We start from the raw sequence: 18,865 nt of genomic DNA on the forward strand, positions 1-18,865 counted from the left end.
GGACGCTCAGTGGTGCCGGAACCGGTCCGGCGAGATGTCCCACGGGTCGCGGCCGAGCAGCTCGGCGACCGCGCGGAAGACGTAGCTCTCGATCATCATCCGCTGGTGCCACTCGTCACGGCGGTGCAGCTTCGCCAGCCGCTCGATCGGGACGCGGTACAGCGTGATCCGCCGCGCGGCGTGGTCGACCCGCCAGCGGGCGATGCCCGTGCTCTCGAGCCGGGCCGGATCGACGTCGGGCGTGGAGGCGAGCTCCACCCGGATCCCCGCGAGCTCGTCCGGCCAGGCGTCGCGCAGATAGTCGAAGGCGGAGCCGATGGTGGTCTCGAAGAAGTCGGCGCGGGTCTGCAGCGGTGGCAGGTGCGGGCCGGTCACGGCGCCGCGGATGCCCCGGCCGTGCCGGTCGCGCGAGCCGCCGCGCACCGAGCTCGACTGACGAGCGGTGGAACGGCGTGCGCGGGGCATTGGACCAGCTTATTGCCCCGGAGCCTCTTGCTACTGTGGCGCGATGGACCGACGGCAGTGCTCGCGCACCGGGTGCAGCCTCCCCGCGGTCGTGACGCTCACCTACGACTACCGCGACTCGCTCGTCGCGGTCGGGCCGCTCAGCCCGCAGCCCGACCCGCACGGCTACGACCTGTGCGCCGAGCACGACCGGCGGCTGCTGGTGCCCCGGGGCTGGGAGACCGTGCGCTACCTCGAGCCGCCGTCCGCCTGAGCGTCCTGCGGAGCCGGAGCGCCCGGTGCAGCCGGAGCGCCCCGCGGAGCCCGAGGCGCCTCGCGCACCGGGAAGCCGCGCGGCGCGTCCGCGAGCACCGGTGCGAGCCGGCTCATCCGCCGGTCGACGAGCTCCAGCGCCCGCTCCTCGCGGCGGCGGCGCAGCGCGGCGACGGCGAGCAGGAAGTCCTCGGCGGGCGCGGCCGGCAGCGGCGAGACGAACGCGGCGGCCTCCTGCGCCAGCGAGCGGGCGAGCTGCGACCGCGAGGGCTCGGTCATCCCGGAGCGCTGGCGGAGGAACTGCGCGAGGCGGCGCGCCAGGGCGTCGGGCAGCCGCGCCACGTCGGCGGTCGTCGCCCAGCCGGCGAGCGGCGCCGGGACCTCGATGACGAGCGGGGGCGCGGCGGGAACCCGCTCGAGCTGGCTGTGCGTGCCGGCGAGCACGTCGCCGAGCCGGCGCGAGCGGCGCGACAGCAGACCCACCACCGCGGCCAGCCCGCCGGCCGTCATCACGATCTCGAGCACGCCGGTGAGACCCCGGACGAGGGCGTGGCGGAAGCCGATCGCGCCGCCGTCGTCGCGGACGACCCGGGCGCCGACGGCGAGCTTGCCGAGCGAGCGCCCCCGCGTCGCGGTCTCGACGGCGACGGGCACGAGCACGATCGAGAGGACGAGTGCGGCGATCGCGACGGCGGCCGTGGCGGCGGGGTCGAGTCCGCCGTCCCCCGCCAGGACGAAGACCAGGTAGAAGAGACCGAGGGCGAGCAGGAACTCCGCGACGAGGTCGATGATCGCGCCGGCGGCCCGCAGGACGAACGAGGTGACGGGGATCTCGAGGGCGATCGCCTCGCCGGTCACCAGGCCCGCCGTGTCGAAGCCGGCGCTGTCGAGGCGGGCGTCGTCGCGGTCGTCGGACATGCAGCAGCTCCCTCGATCGTCGGCCCCGGCTATCATCTCAGCAGATGGACATCGATGCTCTCTCGGCCGCGCGCGGCGGCCAGTGGACCCGCCTGGACGAGCTCGCGCGCAAGCGCCGGCTGACCGGCGGCGAGGCCGACGAGCTCGTGGAGCGCTACCAGTCCGCCTCCGCCGATCTCGCCGCGATCTCCTCGACCGCGGGGTCGACCGCCGTGGGCACGCGCCTGGCCGTCTCGCTCTCGCGGGCGCGGGGCCGCCTGACCGGGACGCGCGAGGATCCGCTCGCCGCAGTCGCCCGCTTCGCCGTCGTCTCGTTCCCCGCGGCGCTGTACCGGATCCGCTGGCTGACCCTGGCCGTCGCGCTGGCGACCGTGCTGGTCGCCGGTCTCTTCGCGGTCTGGATCCTCGGCGACCCGCGCCTGCTCGCCGCGCTCGGCGACGACGCGCAGCTGCGCCGCTTCGCGCAGGAGGACTTCGTCGACTACTACTCCGAGAACCCGGCCGCGTCCTTCGCCGGCCAGGTGTGGACCAACAACGCCTGGATCGCGGCGCAGTGCGTCGCCTTCGGCATCGTCGGCGTCTACGTGCCGTACATCCTGCTGCAGAACGCGCAGAACCTCGGCACCTCGGTCGCCGTGATGTTCCACGTCGGCGAGGGCGACACCTTCTTCCTCTACATCCTCCCGCACGGCCTGCTCGAGCTGACGGCGGTCTTCGTCGCCGCGGCGGCCGGGCTGCGGATCTTCTGGGCCTGGATCGCGCCCGGGCCGCGCACCCGGGGGCAGGCGCTCGCGGAGGACGCGCGGAGCCTGTTCACGGTCGCGATCGGGCTGGTCTTCGTGCTGCTCGTCTCGGGCGTGATCGAGGGCTTCGTGACGCCGGCGCCGTGGCCGTGGTGGCTGAAGATCGGCATCGGCGCGCTCGCGCTCGGCGGCTTCATCGCCTACTTCGTGGTGCTCGGCGGCCGGGCCGTGCGGGCGGGGGAGACGGGCGATCTCGGCCGCTTCGACGCCGGCTCACGGAGCATCAGCGAGGGCTGAGCGCGAGGTCCGGGCTCAGAGCCGGCCGGTGGCCTTCAGCGCGAGGTAGCGGTCGGCGAGGGCGGGCGGCAGCTTCTCCGGCGAGGCGAGCACCACGTCGCCGCCGAGCCGTCGGACCGCGGCCGCGAGTCGGTCAGCGTCGGCGAGCGAGCGCTCCGCCGCCGCGGCCGCGTAGACCGCGCCGCGATCGCCGCGGTCGGCGGCCATCCGGGCCAGCTCGGGGTCGATCGCGCAGGCGACGACCACGGTGTGCCGCCTCGTCAGCTGCGGGAGCACCGCGAGCAGCCCCTCCGCCGCGCCGACGGAGTCGAGCGCCGTGAGCAGGACGACGAGCGAGCGCTGCGAGACCAGGGTGCGCACCTGGCCCGGCACGGCCGACCAGTCGGTCTCGATCAGCTGCGGCTGCACGGGCGCGAGCGCGTCGACGACGCGGCTCAGCACCTCCGTGCCGGTCGCGCCGTGCACGCGGGCGCGCCGGGTGCGGTCGAAGGCGAGGACGTCGATGCGGTCGCCGGCCGAGGCGGCCAGCGCCGACAGCAGCAGCGACGCCTCGATCGCCGTGTCCAGGCGCGGCTCGTCGTCGATCCGGGCGGCGGAGGTGCGGCCCGTGTCGAGCACGAGCACCACCCGCCGGTCGCGCTCGGGCCGCCAGGTGCGGACGACGGGCTCGCGGCGCCGGGCGGTGGCTCGCCAGTCGAGCGAGCGGACGTCGTCGCCGCGGACGTACTCGCGCAGGCTGTCGAACTCGGTGCCCTGACCGCGGATCATCACGCTGGTGCGCCCCTCCAGCTCGCGGAGGCGCGCGAGGCGCGAGGGCAGGTGGCGGCGGGAGCGGAACGGCGGCAGCACCCGGACGACCACGGGCGCGGCGAGGGTCGCCTGCCGGCCGGCCAGCCCGAGGACGCCGTTCGAGCGGATCGTCACGTGCAGCGCCCTGCGCTCTCCGCGGCGGCGCGGCTCGAGGACCGTGCGGACGGCGCGGCGCTCACCGGGCGGCAGGCGCAGCGGCGAGCGGGTCGCGAGCGCCCCGGCGGAGGGCTCCCACGCGTCTCGGACGACGCCGGTGATGCGGCGCCGTCCCGTGTTCGTGATCAGCAGCGTCGCCTCCGCGCGCTCGCCGAGGCGGACCCGGTCGGGGGTCCGCCTCTCGAGCACGACCGCGCGCGCGGAGCCGGCCACCGCGAGGTCGACGCCCACCAGGATCAGCCAGACCAGCAGCCAGAGCCCGAGCACGGCGAAGGCGACCTCGGCCCGGCGTCCGAGCAGGACGACCGGCACGAGGCCGACGAGGAGGACGAGGACGGAGCGTCCGGTGAGGTGCACGGCTCAGACCGGGACGCGGACCTGCTGCAGGATGCCGCCGAGGACGGCCTCCGTGCGCACGCCCTCGAGCTCCGCCTCGGGCTGCAGCTGCATCCGGTGCCGCAGCACGGGCAGCACCATCGCCTGGACGTGGTCGGGGGTGATCGAGCCGTAGCCGTTCAGCCAGGCCCAGGCGCGGCTCGCGGCGAGCAGCGCCGTCGATCCGCGCGGGCTGACGCCGAGCTTCACGCTCGGGCTCTCGCGGGTCGCGCGGGCGAGGTCGACGATGTAGCCGAGCACGTCCGGGCCGGCGCCGACGCGGCGGACGGAGGCCTGGGCCGCGCTCAGGCGCCCCGCGTCCAGCACCGGGTGGACGCCCGCGGCGGCGAGGTCGCGCGGGTCGAAGCCGGCCGCGTGCCGCGAGAGCACCTCGACCTCGACGTCGCGCGGCGGCACGTCCAGCACCAGCTTGAGCAGGAAGCGGTCGAGCTGCGCCTCGGGGAGCAGGTAGGTCCCCTCGTACTCGACCGGGTTCTGCGTCGCCGCGACGAGGAACGGGTCGGGGAGGCGGAGCGTGCGGCCGTCGACGCTGACCTGGCGCTCCTCCATCGCCTCGAGCAGGGCGGCCTGCGTCTTCGGCGGCGTGCGGTTGATCTCGTCCGCGAGCAGCAGGTTGGTGAAGACCGGGCCCTCGCGGAAGGCGAAGCCCGAGGTGGAGGCGTCGTAGACGAGCGAGCCGGTGATGTCGCCGGGCATCAGATCGGGCGTGAACTGCACGCGCCGGGTGTCCAGGCCCAGCGAGACCGAGAGCGCGCGGACGAGCAGCGTCTTCGCGACGCCCGGCACGCCCTCGAGCAGCACGTGCCCGCCGGCCAGCAGGGCGATCAGCAGCCCGGAGACGGCGCCGTCCTGGCCGACGACGGCGCGGCCGACCTCGGAGCGGACGCGGTCGAGCTCGCGGCGGAGCTCGTCGTCCGCGATCGGGGGGAGGGAGGAGTCGCTCATCGGAGGGGGCCTTCCGGTCGTTCGTGGTCGGGCTGATCGTGGTCGAGGCGGTCGTGCGCGGGTCGAGCGGTACCCGGTCCTGCGGCGCCGGGTCCTGAGGCGCCGGGTCCTGGGGTGCCGGCCGCGGTGGTGCCCGTCCGTGGTGCGCGGGCGGCGCGGAGCGCGCTCTCGAAGCGCAGGAGCTCGTCGGAGGCGGCCACGAGAGCGGCGTCGTCCGCCGGCTCGTCGTCGACGAGGAGCCGGCGCACGGCGCGCGGATCGCGCTCGAGCAGGGCCGCGGCCGCCGCGACGACCTCGTCCACTCCGCTCGACGGGGCCAGGCCGAGCAGGGCGGCGGAGCGGTGCAGTGTGCCGATCCGCAGGGCGTCCAGCGCGCGCACCCGGGTGGCGCCGTGCGCGTAGAGGCGGGCCCGGCCGCGGGCGGTCTCGCTCGCGTGCACGACGACGGGCAGCGGCTCGACGGCGAGCGGGCCGAAGCGCCGCCCGCGCCAGACGGCGGAGGCGACGAACACCCCGACGAGCAGCAGCAGTGCCGGAGTGACCCAGCCCGGCGCGAGATCGGCCGGGTCGACGGCGGCGGAGGTCGCATCGGCCGTGCCGGCGCGGTACCAGACCAGGCGGTCCTCGCCGCCGAGGAGGCCCAGCGCGAGGGCGGCGCGTCCCTCCTCGGCGACGGTGCCGTTGCGCAGGAGGTCGGCGTCGCCGACGGCGACCACGTCGGGGCCGCCGGCCGGGGAGTCGGCGACGAGCGCGAAGGCGTCGTCACCGGACGGGAAGCAGCCCACGGCCCCGCCCTCGAGGACGCGGAAGGTGCTGCCGCCCGCCGGGATCCCCTCGGCGCGCTCCGCGGCGGGCAGCGCGCAGGACGCGGCGAGCACGCCGTCCTCCCGCGGAGCGCCGGCGAAGGCGACGCCGGGCAGCAGCGCGTCGAGGGCGGCGCCGGACGGCTCGACGAGGACGACCGCGGCGGGGTCCTCTGCGAGCCGGGCGTACTGCTCCTCGTCCAGGGCCGAGCCCGGATCGTCGAGCAGCAGCGTGCTGCCCGGACCGACCGCGCGCAGGGCCTCGTCGAGGGAGTCGGCGCGGACGACGTCGATGCCCTGCTCGCGCAGGACCTGAGCGACCGCGCGGGCGCCGTCCGGTGCCGCGCTGTCGACGTCGAGGTCGGCCGCCGGCACTGGGGAGCCGGTCGCCACGGTCAGCAGGACCGTGCCGACGGCGACCATCGCCGCGAGGAGCGCCCAGATCCGGCCCCGGCGCAGCAGCGCGCCGAGGGTGGGGGAGGAGACGGTGTCGACGGGAGCGTCCGACGCGGTCGAGGCAGCAGGCGCCGTCATCGCAGTGCCTCGAGCGGGACCGGCGCGGCCGCGAGCGCGCGGTCGAGCTCGGCGACGCGCTCGCAGTCCTCGCGCCCGCAGGGCAGGCCGAGGTAGCGGACCCGGTCGAACGCGTCCGCCGAGCGCCGGAGCGCGTCGGCCGAGGCGGGGAAGACGGCGGCGGCCCGGCGGGAGAAGCCGTGCGCGGTGGTGCCGGGCGAGACGGTGAGGATCGTGCGCTCGTCCAGGGCGCGCACCAGGGCGCGGAACCGCTCCACCAGCGCCTCGTCCCAGTCGCCGCGGGCGGCGGCCGCCTCGGCGAGGGCGCGCAGCTCCGCGGCCGAGCGGCCGTCGTCGTCGGCGAGGACCGCCCCGGTCACGCGACTGCGCTGCCGCAGTCGCGGCCGTCCCGCGATGACGAGGGCGACCACGACGAGCACCACCAGCACGAGCACGCCGATCAGCGCCGCGAGCGGCACGCCGACCCCGTCGCCCGGCAGGGTGAGCGAGGTGAACCAGTCGCGCACGGCCTGCACCAGGCGGTCGAACCAGTTCGGCTCGGCGGCGCGGTAGCGCGGGTCGGCGAGCTCCTCGAGGAGCAGCCGGCGGGCCTCCTGCGCATCGGGGTCGAGCGGCGCCGTGACGAGCGCGAGGCGGATCACGGCTCGGTCCGCTCCGGCGCGGGGAAGGGATCGGCGGACTCGCGCCCGGCCGCGCGCTCCTCCACGTGCCGCATCAGCACGAGGTCGAAGCCCTCGCGCCGGATCCGGCGATCGAGGTAGACGAGCCCGGTGACCGCCGACTGCAGCACCGTGCCCACCGCGCCGACGACGAGGCCGACGGCGACCGAGAGCAGCGCCACGACGATGGACGCGACGACCTGCGCGTTCGGATCGGTCGGTGCGACCAGCGCCCCGCCGATCGGGATCAGCAGGCTGAACGGCGTCGAGACCACCTGCCCGGCCGCCTGGATGATCACCGCCATCAGCGCGAGCGCGCCGAACGTCCGCCAGAACCCGCCGGTGACGAGCCGCCAGGAGCGCGCGATCGCCCGGCGCAGCGGGAGCCGCTCGAGCACCAGGAGGCTCGGCACCAGCGCGAGCTTCGTCGCGAGCCAGACGCCCACCGCGGTCGCGGCGAGGCCGGCCAGCACGAGCACCAGGATCCCGCCGACGACGGCACTGGCCCCCGCGTCCTGGGCGCCGAGGAGGAAGAGCGGCACCGAGAGCGCCGCCGCGGCGAGGACCAGCACGAGGACGCCGACGCCCTGCAGCACGGTCCAGCCCACCAGCGCCCAGAAGCGGCCGCGGAGCCGCCGGAGCAGCGCGCGCAGCGTCGGCCGCTCGCCGAGGACGGCGCGCGACACCTCGAGCACGACGACGCCCTGCACGAGCGCGCCGGTCGCCAGGGTGACGGCGAGCGGGATCAGCGCCGCCAGCACGACGATCGCCAGCGACCCGGACGCGACGGCGTCCCGATCGGCGACCTCGGCCTGGGTGATCCGGCCGACCGCGAGAAGCGCGACGGCCCCGTAGAGCACGAGGGCGAGCAGCGAGCCGAGGCCCTGCACGAGCAGCGCGACGCCGAGGGTGGTCCGCGGGCTGCGGCGGAGGACCGCGAAGGGCGCGCCGAGCAGGGTGCCGAAGCCGAGCGGCCGCAGCGGGATCAGCCCGGGCTTGGGCGGGGGAGTCCAGCCCTGCGGCGGGGGCGGGCCGGCGGGACCCGCGGTCGGAGACCAGGACACGGGCGCCACCGGTGCGACGGGCGCGACGCGCGGCCGTGCGTCGCCGTCCTCCGGAGCCCCGGCGGGCGGTGGCCACTGAGCTGCGTCGGTCATCCCTCCCATGCTGTCACAGCCGCGCTCGGCGCTCGCGGTCGGGCGCGGCCGTGCTCCCACTCGCGTCGGTTAGCCTGACCCCATGAGCGCGCGAATCCTGGTGGTCGACGACGATGCGGCCCTGGCCGAGATGATCGGCATCGTCCTGCGCGCGGAGGACTGGGACGTCTCCTTCTGCGCCGACGGCACGGGCGCCCTCGAGGCCTTCCGGCGGGCCCGGCCGGACCTCGTCCTGCTCGACCTGATGCTGCCCGGGATCGACGGCATCGAGGTCTGCCGCCGGATCCGCGCCGAGTCCGGCGTCCCGATCATCATGCTGACCGCCAAGTCCGACACCTCGGACGTCGTGCAGGGCCTCGAGTCCGGCGCGGACGACTACATGGTCAAGCCGTTCGACCCGAAGGAGCTGGTCGCGCGGATCAAGACGCGCCTGCGCCCCTCCCAGGTCGCTGCCAACGCCGTCCTGCAGGTCGGCGACCTCAGCCTCGACGTCGCCGGGCACGAGGTCCGCCGTGGCGAGACCCGCATCGGCCTGACGCCGCTCGAGTTCGACCTCCTCCTCGCCCTCGCCTCCAAGCCGCAGCAGGTGTTCACCCGCGAGATGCTGCTGGAGCAGGTCTGGGGCTACCACTACAAGGCCGACACCCGGCTCGTGAACGTCCACGTGCAGCGCCTGCGCGCGAAGGTCGAGAAGGACCCGGACGATCCGCGCATCGTGATGACCGTGCGCGGCGTCGGCTACCGCGCCGGCTCCGTGCTGCCGAGCTGACGTGAGCCTCGCGCGCCGCTTCCGGGCGCCGGCGCTGCGGCGCTGGCCGCGGAGGGTGCTCCGGGCCTGGCGGAGCTCGCTGCAGTTCCGCGCCGTCGCCATCACCGTGCTGCTCAGCGGCATCGCGATCGGCTCGACGGGCGCCTACCTCTCCTACAGCATCAGCGACAACCTGTTCCAGTCGCGGCTCGACCAGGTCACCGGCGACACCTCGCGCGCGACCCGCGCCGCGCAGGGCTACCTCGACGCGGCGACCGTCTCGACCCGGCAGGACATGGAGGAGGTCATGAACTCGGTGCGCACCGCGGTGCGCGACGCCTCCTCGTCCGCCCTGATCGCGGTCGTGCGTGCGCCCGATCAGGAGGCGTCCTCGCTCGCCCCGCAGGACAGCTACAACCGCGAGCTGCAGAACGGCGTCATCAGCGACGACCTGCGCGCGCGGGTGCAGGCCGGCGCCGAGGGCCAGTACTGGCAGTCGGTGAGCCTCGGCGCCTCGGGCCAGCAGCTCCCGGGCATCGTCGTCGGCTCGACGATCGAGCTGCCGAGCTCCGCGGGGCGCTACGAGCTCTACATCGGCTACTCGCTCGCGGACGCGGAGCGCACGCTGCAGTTCGTGCAGCAGGTCCTCAACGTCGCCGGCATCCTGCTGATCCTCCTGATCGGCGCGGTCAGCTGGGTCGTCGTCCGGATCGTGGTCGCGCCCGTGCGGGTGGCGGCGGAGACCAGCCAGCGCCTCGCCGCGGGCGACTTCGACGTGCGCATCCCGGAGAGGGGACAGGACGTGATCGCCACCCTCGCCCGCTCGTTCAACGGGATGGCCGACAGCCTCCAGGAGCAGATCAGCGAGCTCGCCACGCTCAGCCGGGTGCAGCAGCGCTTCGTCTCCGACGTCTCGCACGAGCTGCGCACCCCGCTGACCACGATGAAGCTCGCCGGCGACGTGCTCTACGACCAGCGCGAGGGCTTCCCGCCGGTCGCCGAGCGCACCGTCGAGCTGCTGCACGGCCAGATCGGCCGCTTCGAGAGCCTCCTCGCCGATCTGCTGGAGATCTCCCGCCACGACGCCGGCTCGGCTGAGCTCGAGCTGGAGCCGGTGAACCTGGTGCGGCTGGCCGGCGAGGAGATCGAGGGGATGCGCGGGATCGCCGAGGCGAACGGCTCGCGGCTCACGCTCTCCGCCCCCGGCGGCTACTTCGACGCCGAGATGGACGCCCGCCGCATCCGCCGCATCGTGCGCAACCTGCTCGGCAACGCGGTCGAGCACGGCGACGGCCGCGAGATCGTGGTCACGGTCGACAGCAACGCCACCGCGGTGGCGCTCGCCGTCCGCGACTACGGTCACGGCATGAGCTCCGAGGAGGTGGTCCGCGTCTTCGACCGCTTCTGGCGCGCCGATCCGTCCCGCCGCCGCACCCTCGGCGGCACCGGCCTCGGCCTCTCCATCGCGCAGGAGGACACCGCGCTGCACCACGGCTGGCTGCAGGTCTGGTCGATGCCCGGCCGCGGCGCGTGCTTCCGGCTCACGGTCCCGCGCCGGCGCGGCGAGCGGATCGACGCCTCCCCGCTCCCGCTGCCGCCCGTGGACGCGGGCGAGCAGGCCTACTCCGGCCCCATCGTCCTGCCGCCGCTGCCGCTCGGCGGCGTGCCCGAGCACGGGGTCGTCCAGTGAGGCGCGTGCGCTCCGCTGTCGCCGCGGTGCTGCTGCTGGCCGCCCTCGCCGGCTGCGCGGGCATCCCGCGCGGCGGCGACGTCGGCGTCGGCCGCCCGGACACGGCGCCGCAGGACCTGCAGTACGACTTCCTCCCCTCCGGCCCCGCCGAGGGCGCCGACCAGTTCGAGATCCTCACCGGCTTCATCGACGCGGCGTCGAGCCCGCAGAACAACTACAAGATCGCCCGCGAGTTCCTCTCCACCGGGGCCGACTGGACTCCGGGCGAGCACGTCACCGTCGACGAGGGCCAGCGCTCCTCGACCCAGCCCGGCGCGTCGACGCTCTCGCTCACCATCACCCCCGTGGCCGAGGTCGACGCCACCGGCGTCTACTCCGAGGTCGCGACGACCACCGCGCTGGAGCTGGACTACGGCTTCGTCCAGGAGAACGGCGAATGGCGGATCAGCTCTCCGCCCAGCGGCGTCGTCATCGACCGGACCACCTTCGAGCAGGTCTTCTCCACCTACGCGCTCTACTTCTTCGACCCGAGCTACTCCTACCTGGTGCCGGATCTGCGCTGGTTCGCCTCGCGCGCGGACAGCTCGACCAGCACCACGATCGTCACCGAGCTGCTGCGCGGGCCGACGCCGTGGCTCCGCGACTCGTCCGCCGTCGTCTCGGCCTTCCCGACCGGGACGGCGCTCGCCGCCGAGACGGTGCCGGTCGAGGCGCAGCGGGCCGTCGTCGACCTGAACTCCGCGGCGCTCGAGGCCGACGAGCGGCAGTGGCGCCGGATGGCGCTGCAGCTCGGCAGGAGCCTGGCCAACGTCTCGAACGTCACCGGGGTCTCGCTCTCGGTGCAGCAGAACCCGATCGAGATCCCGACCGAGGTGACCGGGCTGCCGACCTCGCCGCGGGTGGACACCCGGCCGCTGGTGCTGACCGACGGCGACTTCGGCTTCCTCGGCTCGTCGGGGCTCGCCGAGACCGCCGTCTCCGACCGGATCGCGGCGCTCTCGCCGCGGGCCGCGGTGCTGGGCGAGCAGCGGGGCGCCGACTCGAGCGCCTCGGCGGCCGTCCTCACCTCGGCCGGCGTCTCGCTGCTCACGCCCGGCGTCGACGACGTGCTGCTCGACGCCCGGAGCGGCCTCGCGGCCCCCGGCATGGACCCCTTCGGCTACGTCTGGTCGGTTCCCACGGCGGCGCCGGGCCAGCTGGTCGCCTACTCCTCCGACGGCTCCCGGTCGCTGCAGGTCGCGACCGCCTGGCCCGAGATCGAGTCGATCGCCTCGTTCGCGCTGTCCCGGGACGGCACGCGGATGCTCGCCCTCGCGCAGGACGGGCAGCAGGCGACCGTGCTCGTCGCCGGGGTCACCCGCTCGGCCAACGGCGACCCGATCGCGGTCGGCGAGCCGGTCGTGCTGCGCTCGACCCTCGGCACGGCGGTCGCCGCCGCCTGGACGGACGAGCTCGACGTCGTCTCGGTCGTCCGCGGCTCCACCGGCGAGGACACCGTGACGATGAACCAGCTCGGCGGAGGGGACACCCCGCTGGGGACGACCACCGGGACCGTGCAGATCGCGGCCGGCAACGCCTCGACGCAGATCCGCATCCTCGCCGAGGGCGGCGAGCTGCGCCAGCAGCGCGGCTCGGCGTGGCAGACGGTCGCGACAGGCATCGAGCTCCTCGCGACGCAGACCGGCATGGGGTCCTGAACCCGGGCACACTCGCCCGATGCTGCGCGATCACCTCCTCGACGCCCTCGCCGTGCTGCTGCCGGTCGACTGCCCGGCCTGCGGCCGGCCGGCGACGCGGGTGCCCTGCCCGGACTGCGCAGCGGCGCTCGCCGCCCAGGCGCGACCGGACGTCCGCCGCCTGGGGTCCGCCGACGACCCGCTCGAGGTGCGCGTCGGCGCGGAGTACGCCGGGACGGTGCGGCGGCTCGTCCTCGCGCTGAAGGCGGAGGGGCGGGTGGCCGCGGCGCGACCGCTCGGCGCGCTGCTGCGACCCGTGCTGCTCCAGGCGCTCGACGGCGCTCCGGCGCTGCTGGTCGCACCGCCCGGCTCGCGCCTGCGGCACCTGCGGCGCGGCTTCGAACCCGTCGACCTGCTGGTGCGCGCGGCCGGCGGGCGCCTCGCCCGGCCGCTCACGAGGACCCGGCTCGCGCTCGACCAGGTCGGCCTCGCCCGGGCGGAGCGGCGCGCGAACCTCGACGGCGCGTTCCGCGCCAGGCGTCCGCTCGACGGCGAGCGGATCCTGCTGGTGGACGACGTGGTCACCTCGGGGGCGACCCTGCTCGAGCTGCGCCGGGCCGTCCGCGCGGGCGGGGGAGACGTGGCGGGGGCGGTCGCGCTCGCGGGGACCCCCGGCGGCCGCGGCGCGACTTCCTGATGAACTCCAGGGGACGATCCGGTGACCACGGGTCTACGCTCGGGGGACGGCGTGAACGGTCCGCCCGGAGAAAGGCGGCACGCCGTACTCGACTGGGAGGTTGTCATGGACATCGACATCACAGGCCGCAACATGGGCATCACCGATCGCTTCCGCGCCTACGCGACGGAGAAGTCGGAGAAGATCGCCCACCTCGCCGACCGGGCGCTCGCGCTCGAGATCAAGGCGAGCCGTCACAGCGAGGGCAAGGGCGCCGCCGGCGGCGACCGGGTCGAGCTCACGCTCATCGGCAAGGGGCCCGTGGTGCGGGCCGAGGCGAGCGGGGCCGACAAGTACGCGGCCTTCGACGTCGCCCTCGGGCGCCTGCTCGAACGGGTGCGTCGAGCCAAGGACCGCAAGAAGGTGCATCGCGGTCAGCATCGGCCGACCTCGCTGCGCGACGCGGCGGCCGACGACTTCAGCGTCGTCGCGATCCAGCCGGCCGACGCCGAGGTGCTCGAGCGCCTGAGCACGGGCGTGATCCCCGTGCAGGAGGAGCCGGCCCCGGAGCCGGTCGCCGCGGACGAGGACGACGCGGAGGAGCCGTACTGCCCCGTCGTCATCCGCAAGAAGGTCTTCCCCTCCGTCTCGATGAGCGTCGACGACGCCGTCGACTACATGGAGCTGGTCGGCCACGACTTCTACCTCTTCATCGACGCGGACACCGACCGCCCGAGCGTCGTCTACCGCCGCAAGGGCTGGGACTACGGCGTGATCGGCCTCGGCGACGAGGCGGACGCGCAGCCCGAGGCCGCCGCGGTCTGACCCGGGAGCCCCCCGGAGGTCCGCCTCCGGGGGGCTCTTCGCGCCCTGTCGGACCGCGCACAGCCCGCCCCGGCTAGTGTGGTTCCGTCCGCGCCGTGCCGTCGGGCACCTGTCTTCTACGTTTTGGAGTACCCCGTGGCCTCAGTTCTCGAAAAGGTCCTTCGCGTCGGGGAGGGCCGGGTCCTCCGCCGCCTCGAGAACTACGCGAAAGCCGTCAACGCCCTCGAAGAGGACTTCACGCACCTCAGCGACGAGGAGCTGAAGAACGAGACCGTCGAGCTGCGCGAGCGCTACTCGAACGGCGAGTCGCTCGACGACCTGCTGCCGGAGGCCTTCGCGGCCGTCCGCGAGGCGTCGCGCCGCACGCTCGGCCTCCGCCACTTCGACGTCCAGCTGATGGGCGGCGCGGCGCTGCACCTCGGCAACATCGCCGAGATGAAGACCGGTGAGGGCAAGACCCTCGTCGCGACCCTGCCGGCGTACCTCAACGCCATCGCGAGCCGCGGCGTGCACATCGTCACGGTGAACGACTTCCTCGCGAACTACCAGTCCGAGCTGATGGGCCGCGTGTTCCGCGCCCTCGGCATGACGACCGGCGTGATCCTCTCCGGCCAGACGCCGGAGCAGCGCCGCGAGCAGTACGCGGCCGACATCACCTACGGCACGAACAACGAGTTCGGCTTCGACTACCTCCGCGACAACATGGCCTGGCAGGCGCAGGACATGGTCCAGCGCGGCCACTTCTTCGCCGTCGTCGACGAGGTCGACTCGATCCTCATCGACGAGGCGCGCACCCCGCTGATCATCTCCGGCCCCGCCTCGGGCGAGGCGAACCGCTGGTTCGCCGAGTTCGCCGGCCTCGCCACGCGCCTCATCGAGGGCGAGGACTACGAGGTCGACGAGAAGAAGCGCACCGTCGGCGTGCTCGAGCCCGGCATCGAGAAGGTCGAGGACTACCTCGGCATCGACAACCTCTACGAGTCCGCGAACACGCCGCTGATCTCCTTCCTCAACAACTCGATCAAGGCCCGCGCCCTGTTCAAGAAGGACAAGGACTACGTCGTCCTCAACGGCGAGGTGATGATCGTCGACGAGCACACCGGCCGCATCCTGGCCGGCCGCCGCTACAACGAGGGCATCCACCAGGCGATCGAGGCGAAGGAGGGCGTGCAGGTCAAGGCCGAGAACCAGACCCTCGCCACCGTCACGCTGCAGAACTACTTCCGCCTCTACGGCAAGCTCTCCGGGATGACCGGAACGGCCGAGACCGAGGCCGCGGAGTTCATGTCGACCTACAAGCTCGGCGTGGTCTCCATCCCGACCAACCGCAAGATGCAGCGCATCGACAACGCCGACCTCGTCTACAAGAACGAGCAGGTCAAGTTCGAGCAGGTCGTCGAGGACATCGTCGAGCGCCACGCGGCGGGCCAGCCCGTCCTGGTCGGCACGACGAGCGTCGAGAAGAGCGAGTACCTCTCCCGCCTGCTCGCCAAGAAGGGCGTGCGGCACGAGGTGCTGAACGCCAAGAACCACGCGCGCGAGGCCGCGATCGTCGCCCAGGCCGGCCGCCTCGGCGCCGTCACCGTCGCGACCAACATGGCCGGCCGCGGCACCGACATCATGCTCGGCGGCAACGCCGAGTTCCTCGCGGTCACCGAGATGTCGACCAAGGGCCTCAGCCCCGTCGACACCCCCGAGGAGTACGAGTCCGCGTGGGACGACGTCTTCGCGGGCGTCAAGGCCAAGGTCGCCGAGGAGGCCGAGAAGGTCCAGGCCGCCGGCGGTCTCTACGTGCTCGGCACCGAGCGCCACGAGTCACGCCGCATCGACAACCAGCTCCGCGGCCGCTCCGGCCGCCAGGGCGACCCGGGTGAGAGCCGCTTCTACCTCTCGCTCACCGACGACCTGATGCGCCTGTTCAACTCCGGTGCGGCCGAGGCCCTGATGGGCCGCGGCAACGTGCCGGACGACATGGCGATCGAGTCGAAGGTCGTCTCGCGCGCCATCCGCAGTGCGCAGTCGCAGGTCGAGGCGCGCAACGCCGAGATCCGGAAGAACGTCCTCAAGTACGACGACGTCCTCAACCGCCAGCGCGAGGCGATCTACTCCGACCGCCGCCACATCCTCGAGGGTGACGACCTGCACGAGCGCACCCAGAAGTTCCTCGTCGACGTGATCGACGAGATCCTCGAGGTGCACACCGGCGAGGGCAACGGCGACGACTGGGACTTCGACGCGCTCTGGACCGAGCTGAAGACCCTTTACCCGGTCAGCCTGTCGATCGACGAGGTCGTCCAGGAGGCCGGCAGCCGCGGCCGGATCAACAAGGAGTTCATGCGCCGCGAGATCCTCTCGGACGCGAAGCTCGCCTACCAGGGCCGCGAGGAGCAGCTCGGCGCCCCCGCCATGCGCGAGCTCGAGCGCCGCGTCGTCCTCTCGGTGATCGACCGCCGCTGGCGCGACCACCTCTACGAGATGGACTACCTGAAGGACGGCATCGGCCTGCGCGCGATGGCCCAGCGCGACCCGCTGGTCGAGTACCAGCGTGAGGGCTTCACCCTGTTCCAGCAGATGATGGGCCAGATCCGCGAGGAGACCGTCGGCTTCCTCTTCAACCTCGAGGTCGAGGTCACCCAGAAGCAGGGCGAGGTCGCCGGCGTCGCCGCGAAGGGCCTCTCCGAGCCGGTCGCTCCGGTCGAGAAGCTCAGCTACTCCGCGCCGAGCGACTCGGGCGGCGTCGAGGTCCGCGACCAGCGCGGTCGCGTGCAGCAGGCGGCGACGGCCAGGGCCAGCGCCGCGGCGGCCCGCGAGGCGCGTCCGGACGACGCGGAGGACGCCGCGACCACCGGCGCCTTCGGCCAGCAGACCGGCGGCTCCGACGAGACGCCGAACAACCGCCAGGAGCGCCGCGCGCAGACCAAGCGCCGCTGATCCCGGCCCTGCCGACCGGCACGACGAAGGCCCCGGCTCCGGCCCTGCTCACGCGGGGTGCGGGGTGCGGGGTGCGGGGCCTTCGTCGTCGGCCCCGTCAGGTCAGACGCGGTGCCGCACCAGCGCCGAGACGAAGCCGCCGGCGAAGGTGTCGCCGAGGCCGATCGTGGTGGGGCGGTCGGTCTCGAGCACGAGGCCGGGCGTGCAGACGGCCTGCAGTCGAGCCGCGACCGCCGCGCAGACCGCGACGCCGCCGGGCTGCGCCGGCAGCTGCGCGACGCGGTCGTAGTCCGCGGCGGTGATGCCGTCGCCGAGCAGGTAGCGGGTGCTCGCCATCGTCACTCCGCCCAGGAGCGCCGCGCGGTAGCGCTCGGCCTCCGCTCCGACGGCCGCCGACCAGTGCCGGGTGTGCACGACGAGCACCGGGCCGGGGAGCAGCGCCGCGGCCGCGCCCAGCGCCTCGACCACGGCGTCCGGGTCGAGCAGGTCGAGCCGGTGCCCGAGCAGCGCCTGCAGCTCGTCCTCGTTCATGCTGACGACGTCGACGCAGCCGAGCAGGGCGGAGCGGGCCCGGTCCTGCAGGGCGGGCAGGTGGAACCCGGCGTCCTCGTAGATCACGTCCGCGGAGGCGGGCAGCGCCGCGAGGTGGCGCTGCAGCGTCTCGAGCCGGTCCGTCAGCACCGCCCCGTCCTGGATGCTGTTGAAGCCGGAGACCAGGAAGACGCCCGCGTCGGCCAGCACCCCGCCGAGTCCCTCCGCCAGCAGCAGCTCGCGGTTGGGCGGGTCGTTCGCGAAGATCACCCGGTTCGGGTGCGGCGCCACCAGCACGCGGTCGCCGAGGCGCACTCGGGCGCCGCGCGGGAACTGCACGATCAGGTGCGGGTCGGTGCTGTCGGCGGTCGCGCTCGAGACGTACTCCGTGCCCGCGGGCAGGAGCCGCCGGACGTGGTCGTCGATGCTCACCAGGTGCTGCACCGCGGCGAGGCCGTGCACGGCGAGCGCGTAGCCCGCGCGCACGCCCGTGCCGCCGAGGGTGATGCGCCGGGGGAAGCGCTGCGCGAACTCCTCGACGATGCGGGAGGAGGAGGCGAATCTCTCCCCTCCCGCACCGTCGGCGAGGAACGCGAGGAGCGCCACGACGAGGTCGCGCTCGATAGTGACCGGCGCCGTCCTCGTCAGCTCGTCCGCGCGGATCCCGTACTCCTCCGCGAGCGACTGGACGACGTCGTCGTCCCAGTCGATCTCGTAGTCGACGGTCCCGCCCAGTCCGAGCACGATCCTCTCGTTCACCGCGCTGCTCTCCTGCGTCTCGCCGGGCCTAGTAGAGCTCGGCCTTGCCGGCGGAGCCGAACAGATCGATCTTCTCGGCGGCCGTCTCCTTCATCGCGGCGATGGAGGGCGGCTGGATCGTGTTGGGCTCGCGGACGGAGGGGTCGGCCAGCACCTCGCGCATCTTCTTGTGGTAAGCGGCCTTGATGTCGCTGGAGATGTTGATCTTGTTGACCCCGCGCTTCACCGACTCCGCGATCTCGGCGTCGGGGTTGTTCGAGCCGCCGTGCAGGACGAGCGGCACGGCGACGCGCTTCTTGATCTCGGCGAGCAGATCGAGCTTGAGGGCGGGCTTCATCGACGCCGGGTAGAGGCCGTGGCTGGTGCCGATGGCGATCGCCAGGCTGTCGACCCCGGTGGAGGCGACGAAGTCGACCGCCTCGTCGGGCTCGGTGTAGATGATGTTCGCGGCGCCGTCCTCGGCCTCGTTGTCGGTCTTTCCGATCGTGCCCAGCTCGCCCTCGACCGAGACGCCGACGGCGTGCGCCGCGTCGACGACGCGCTTGGTGATCGCGACGTTCTCGTCGTAGGGGAGCATCGAGCCGTCGATCATCACCGAGGTGAAGCCGGACTTGATCGCGAGCAGGACCTGCTCGTAGGTGGCGCCGTGGTCGAGGTGGATGGTCACCGGGACGCTGGAGCGGTGGGCGCGGGCGATGATCGCGTGCAGGATGTCCACTCCGGTGTGGCTCAGCTCGTCGGGGTGGATCGCGATGAGCAGCGGGGAGGCCTTCTCCTCGCTGATCTCGAACAGGCCGTTCATCATGGCGTAGTCGCTGACGTTGAACGCCGGGACGGCGAAGCCGTTCGCATTGGCGACGTCCAGCAGGTCTTTTCCGGAAACAAGCATTCTCT

At 73.9% G+C, this 18,865-nt stretch carries 17 protein-coding genes; 8 read left to right on the forward strand and 9 right to left on the reverse strand.

Features of this window, described 5'->3' with window-relative positions:
* Positions 1-6: 6 nt before the first annotated feature.
* A complete protein-coding gene (locus EDF17_RS04395; RefSeq protein WP_123444385.1) occupies positions 7-465 on the reverse strand; it encodes a metallopeptidase family protein in 459 nt (152 codons plus the stop codon).
* 43 nt (positions 466-508) lie between these two features.
* Between EDF17_RS04395 and EDF17_RS04400 the strand changes: the two genes are divergently transcribed.
* Positions 509-718, forward strand: a complete 210-nt coding sequence (locus EDF17_RS04400; RefSeq protein ID WP_123444386.1) for a DUF3499 family protein — start codon at positions 509-511, stop codon at positions 716-718.
* Here EDF17_RS04400 and EDF17_RS04405 read toward each other — a convergent pair.
* Positions 694-1,635, reverse strand: coding sequence for an RDD family protein (locus EDF17_RS04405; RefSeq protein WP_123444387.1), 942 nt, complete (start codon positions 1,633-1,635; stop codon positions 694-696). The two genes, EDF17_RS04400 and EDF17_RS04405, sit on opposite strands and share 25 nt — an antisense overlap.
* 44 nt (positions 1,636-1,679) lie before the next feature.
* Here EDF17_RS04405 and EDF17_RS04410 point away from each other — a divergent pair, with 44 nt between their 5' ends.
* The gene (locus tag EDF17_RS04410; RefSeq protein ID WP_123444388.1) at positions 1,680-2,675 is read left to right on the forward strand and encodes a stage II sporulation protein M; all 996 of its coding nucleotides are present in this window, start codon (positions 1,680-1,682) and stop codon (positions 2,673-2,675) included.
* Positions 2,676-2,690: 15 nt separating this feature from the next.
* On the opposite strand, the gene EDF17_RS04415 is transcribed toward EDF17_RS04410, so the two are convergent.
* Genes EDF17_RS04415 through EDF17_RS04435 form a run of 5 tightly spaced genes read right to left on the reverse strand, consistent with a single transcriptional unit; the run spans position 2,691 to position 8,135 of the window.
* Positions 2,691-3,998 carry a DUF58 domain-containing protein gene (locus EDF17_RS04415; protein WP_123444389.1) on the reverse strand — a complete coding sequence of 436 codons (1,308 nt, stop codon included), beginning with the start codon at positions 3,996-3,998 and terminating at the stop codon, positions 2,691-2,693.
* A gap of 3 nt (positions 3,999-4,001) precedes the next feature.
* Entirely contained in the window at positions 4,002-4,982 is a 981-nt protein-coding gene (locus EDF17_RS04420; RefSeq protein WP_123444390.1) for a MoxR family ATPase, read from the reverse strand.
* Complete coding sequence (locus EDF17_RS04425; RefSeq protein WP_123444391.1) at positions 4,979-6,319, reverse strand: DUF4350 domain-containing protein; 1,341 nt, start codon at positions 6,317-6,319, stop codon at positions 4,979-4,981. Before EDF17_RS04425 ends, EDF17_RS04420 begins: the two co-directional genes overlap by 4 nt.
* Positions 6,316-6,960, reverse strand: a complete 645-nt coding sequence (locus tag EDF17_RS04430; protein WP_123444392.1) for a DUF4129 domain-containing protein — start codon at positions 6,958-6,960, stop codon at positions 6,316-6,318. Before EDF17_RS04430 ends, EDF17_RS04425 begins: the two co-directional genes overlap by 4 nt.
* Positions 6,957-8,135 (reverse strand): hypothetical protein, encoded by a 1,179-nt coding sequence (locus tag EDF17_RS04435; RefSeq protein WP_123444393.1) that lies wholly within the window; start codon positions 8,133-8,135, stop codon positions 6,957-6,959. Before EDF17_RS04435 ends, EDF17_RS04430 begins: the two co-directional genes overlap by 4 nt.
* 82 nt (positions 8,136-8,217) lie before the next feature.
* Here EDF17_RS04435 and mtrA point away from each other — a divergent pair, with 82 nt between their 5' ends.
* The 6 genes from mtrA to secA all read left to right on the forward strand — a co-directional run bounded on the left by mtrA (position 8,218) and on the right by secA (position 16,681).
* Positions 8,218-8,904, forward strand: coding sequence for an MtrAB system response regulator MtrA (gene mtrA / locus EDF17_RS04440; protein WP_123444394.1), 687 nt, complete (start codon positions 8,218-8,220; stop codon positions 8,902-8,904).
* Position 8,905: 1 nt separating this feature from the next.
* The gene (mtrB, locus tag EDF17_RS04445) at positions 8,906-10,573 is read left to right on the forward strand and encodes an MtrAB system histidine kinase MtrB (protein WP_243732786.1); all 1,668 of its coding nucleotides are present in this window, start codon (positions 8,906-8,908) and stop codon (positions 10,571-10,573) included.
* Between the two features lie 5 nt (positions 10,574-10,578).
* Entirely contained in the window at positions 10,579-12,270 is a 1,692-nt protein-coding gene (locus EDF17_RS04450; protein ID WP_123444395.1) for a GerMN domain-containing protein, read from the forward strand.
* Positions 12,271-12,289: 19 nt separating this feature from the next.
* A complete protein-coding gene (locus tag EDF17_RS04455) occupies positions 12,290-12,946 on the forward strand; it encodes a phosphoribosyltransferase family protein (RefSeq protein WP_123444396.1) in 657 nt (218 codons plus the stop codon).
* A 105-nt stretch (positions 12,947-13,051) separates the two neighbouring features.
* Positions 13,052-13,750 (forward strand): ribosome-associated translation inhibitor RaiA, encoded by a 699-nt coding sequence (raiA, locus tag EDF17_RS04460; RefSeq protein ID WP_123444397.1) that lies wholly within the window; start codon positions 13,052-13,054, stop codon positions 13,748-13,750.
* 135 nt (positions 13,751-13,885) lie between these two features.
* Complete coding sequence (gene secA / locus EDF17_RS04465) at positions 13,886-16,681, forward strand: preprotein translocase subunit SecA (protein WP_123444398.1); 2,796 nt, start codon at positions 13,886-13,888, stop codon at positions 16,679-16,681.
* Between the two features lie 102 nt (positions 16,682-16,783).
* On the opposite strand, the gene EDF17_RS04470 is transcribed toward secA, so the two are convergent.
* Complete coding sequence (locus EDF17_RS04470) at positions 16,784-17,971, reverse strand: ADP-dependent glucokinase/phosphofructokinase (RefSeq protein WP_123444399.1); 1,188 nt, start codon at positions 17,969-17,971, stop codon at positions 16,784-16,786.
* A 28-nt stretch (positions 17,972-17,999) separates the two neighbouring features.
* Positions 18,000-18,860, reverse strand: a complete 861-nt coding sequence (locus EDF17_RS04475; RefSeq protein WP_123444400.1) for a ketose-bisphosphate aldolase — start codon at positions 18,858-18,860, stop codon at positions 18,000-18,002.
* Positions 18,861-18,865: the final 5 nt, after the last annotated feature.

This window comes from Rathayibacter sp. PhB1, assembly GCF_004362935.1.
GTDB lineage: Bacteria > Actinomycetota > Actinomycetes > Actinomycetales > Microbacteriaceae > Rathayibacter > Rathayibacter festucae.

Bases quoted from the DNA above. Each gene is read 5' to 3' on its own strand.
- EDF17_RS04395 (WP_123444385.1), bottom strand. From the start codon at position 465: ATGCCCCGCGCACGCCGTTCCACCGCTCGTCAGTCGAGCTCGGTGCGC.
- EDF17_RS04400 (WP_123444386.1), top strand. From the start codon at position 509: ATGGACCGACGGCAGTGCTCGCGCACCGGGTGCAGCCTCCCCGCGGTC.
- EDF17_RS04405 (WP_123444387.1), bottom strand. From the start codon at position 1,635: ATGTCCGACGACCGCGACGACGCCCGCCTCGACAGCGCCGGCTTCGAC.
- EDF17_RS04410 (WP_123444388.1), top strand. From the start codon at position 1,680: ATGGACATCGATGCTCTCTCGGCCGCGCGCGGCGGCCAGTGGACCCGC.
- EDF17_RS04420 (WP_123444390.1), bottom strand. From the start codon at position 4,982: ATGAGCGACTCCTCCCTCCCCCCGATCGCGGACGACGAGCTCCGCCGC.
- EDF17_RS04425 (WP_123444391.1), bottom strand. From the start codon at position 6,319: ATGACGGCGCCTGCTGCCTCGACCGCGTCGGACGCTCCCGTCGACACC.
- EDF17_RS04435 (WP_123444393.1), bottom strand. From the start codon at position 8,135: ATGACCGACGCAGCTCAGTGGCCACCGCCCGCCGGGGCTCCGGAGGAC.
- mtrA (WP_123444394.1), top strand. From the start codon at position 8,218: ATGAGCGCGCGAATCCTGGTGGTCGACGACGATGCGGCCCTGGCCGAG.
- EDF17_RS04455 (WP_123444396.1), top strand. From the start codon at position 12,290: ATGCTGCGCGATCACCTCCTCGACGCCCTCGCCGTGCTGCTGCCGGTC.
- raiA (WP_123444397.1), top strand. From the start codon at position 13,052: ATGGACATCGACATCACAGGCCGCAACATGGGCATCACCGATCGCTTC.
- EDF17_RS04475 (WP_123444400.1), bottom strand. From the start codon at position 18,860: ATGCTTGTTTCCGGAAAAGACCTGCTGGACGTCGCCAATGCGAACGGC.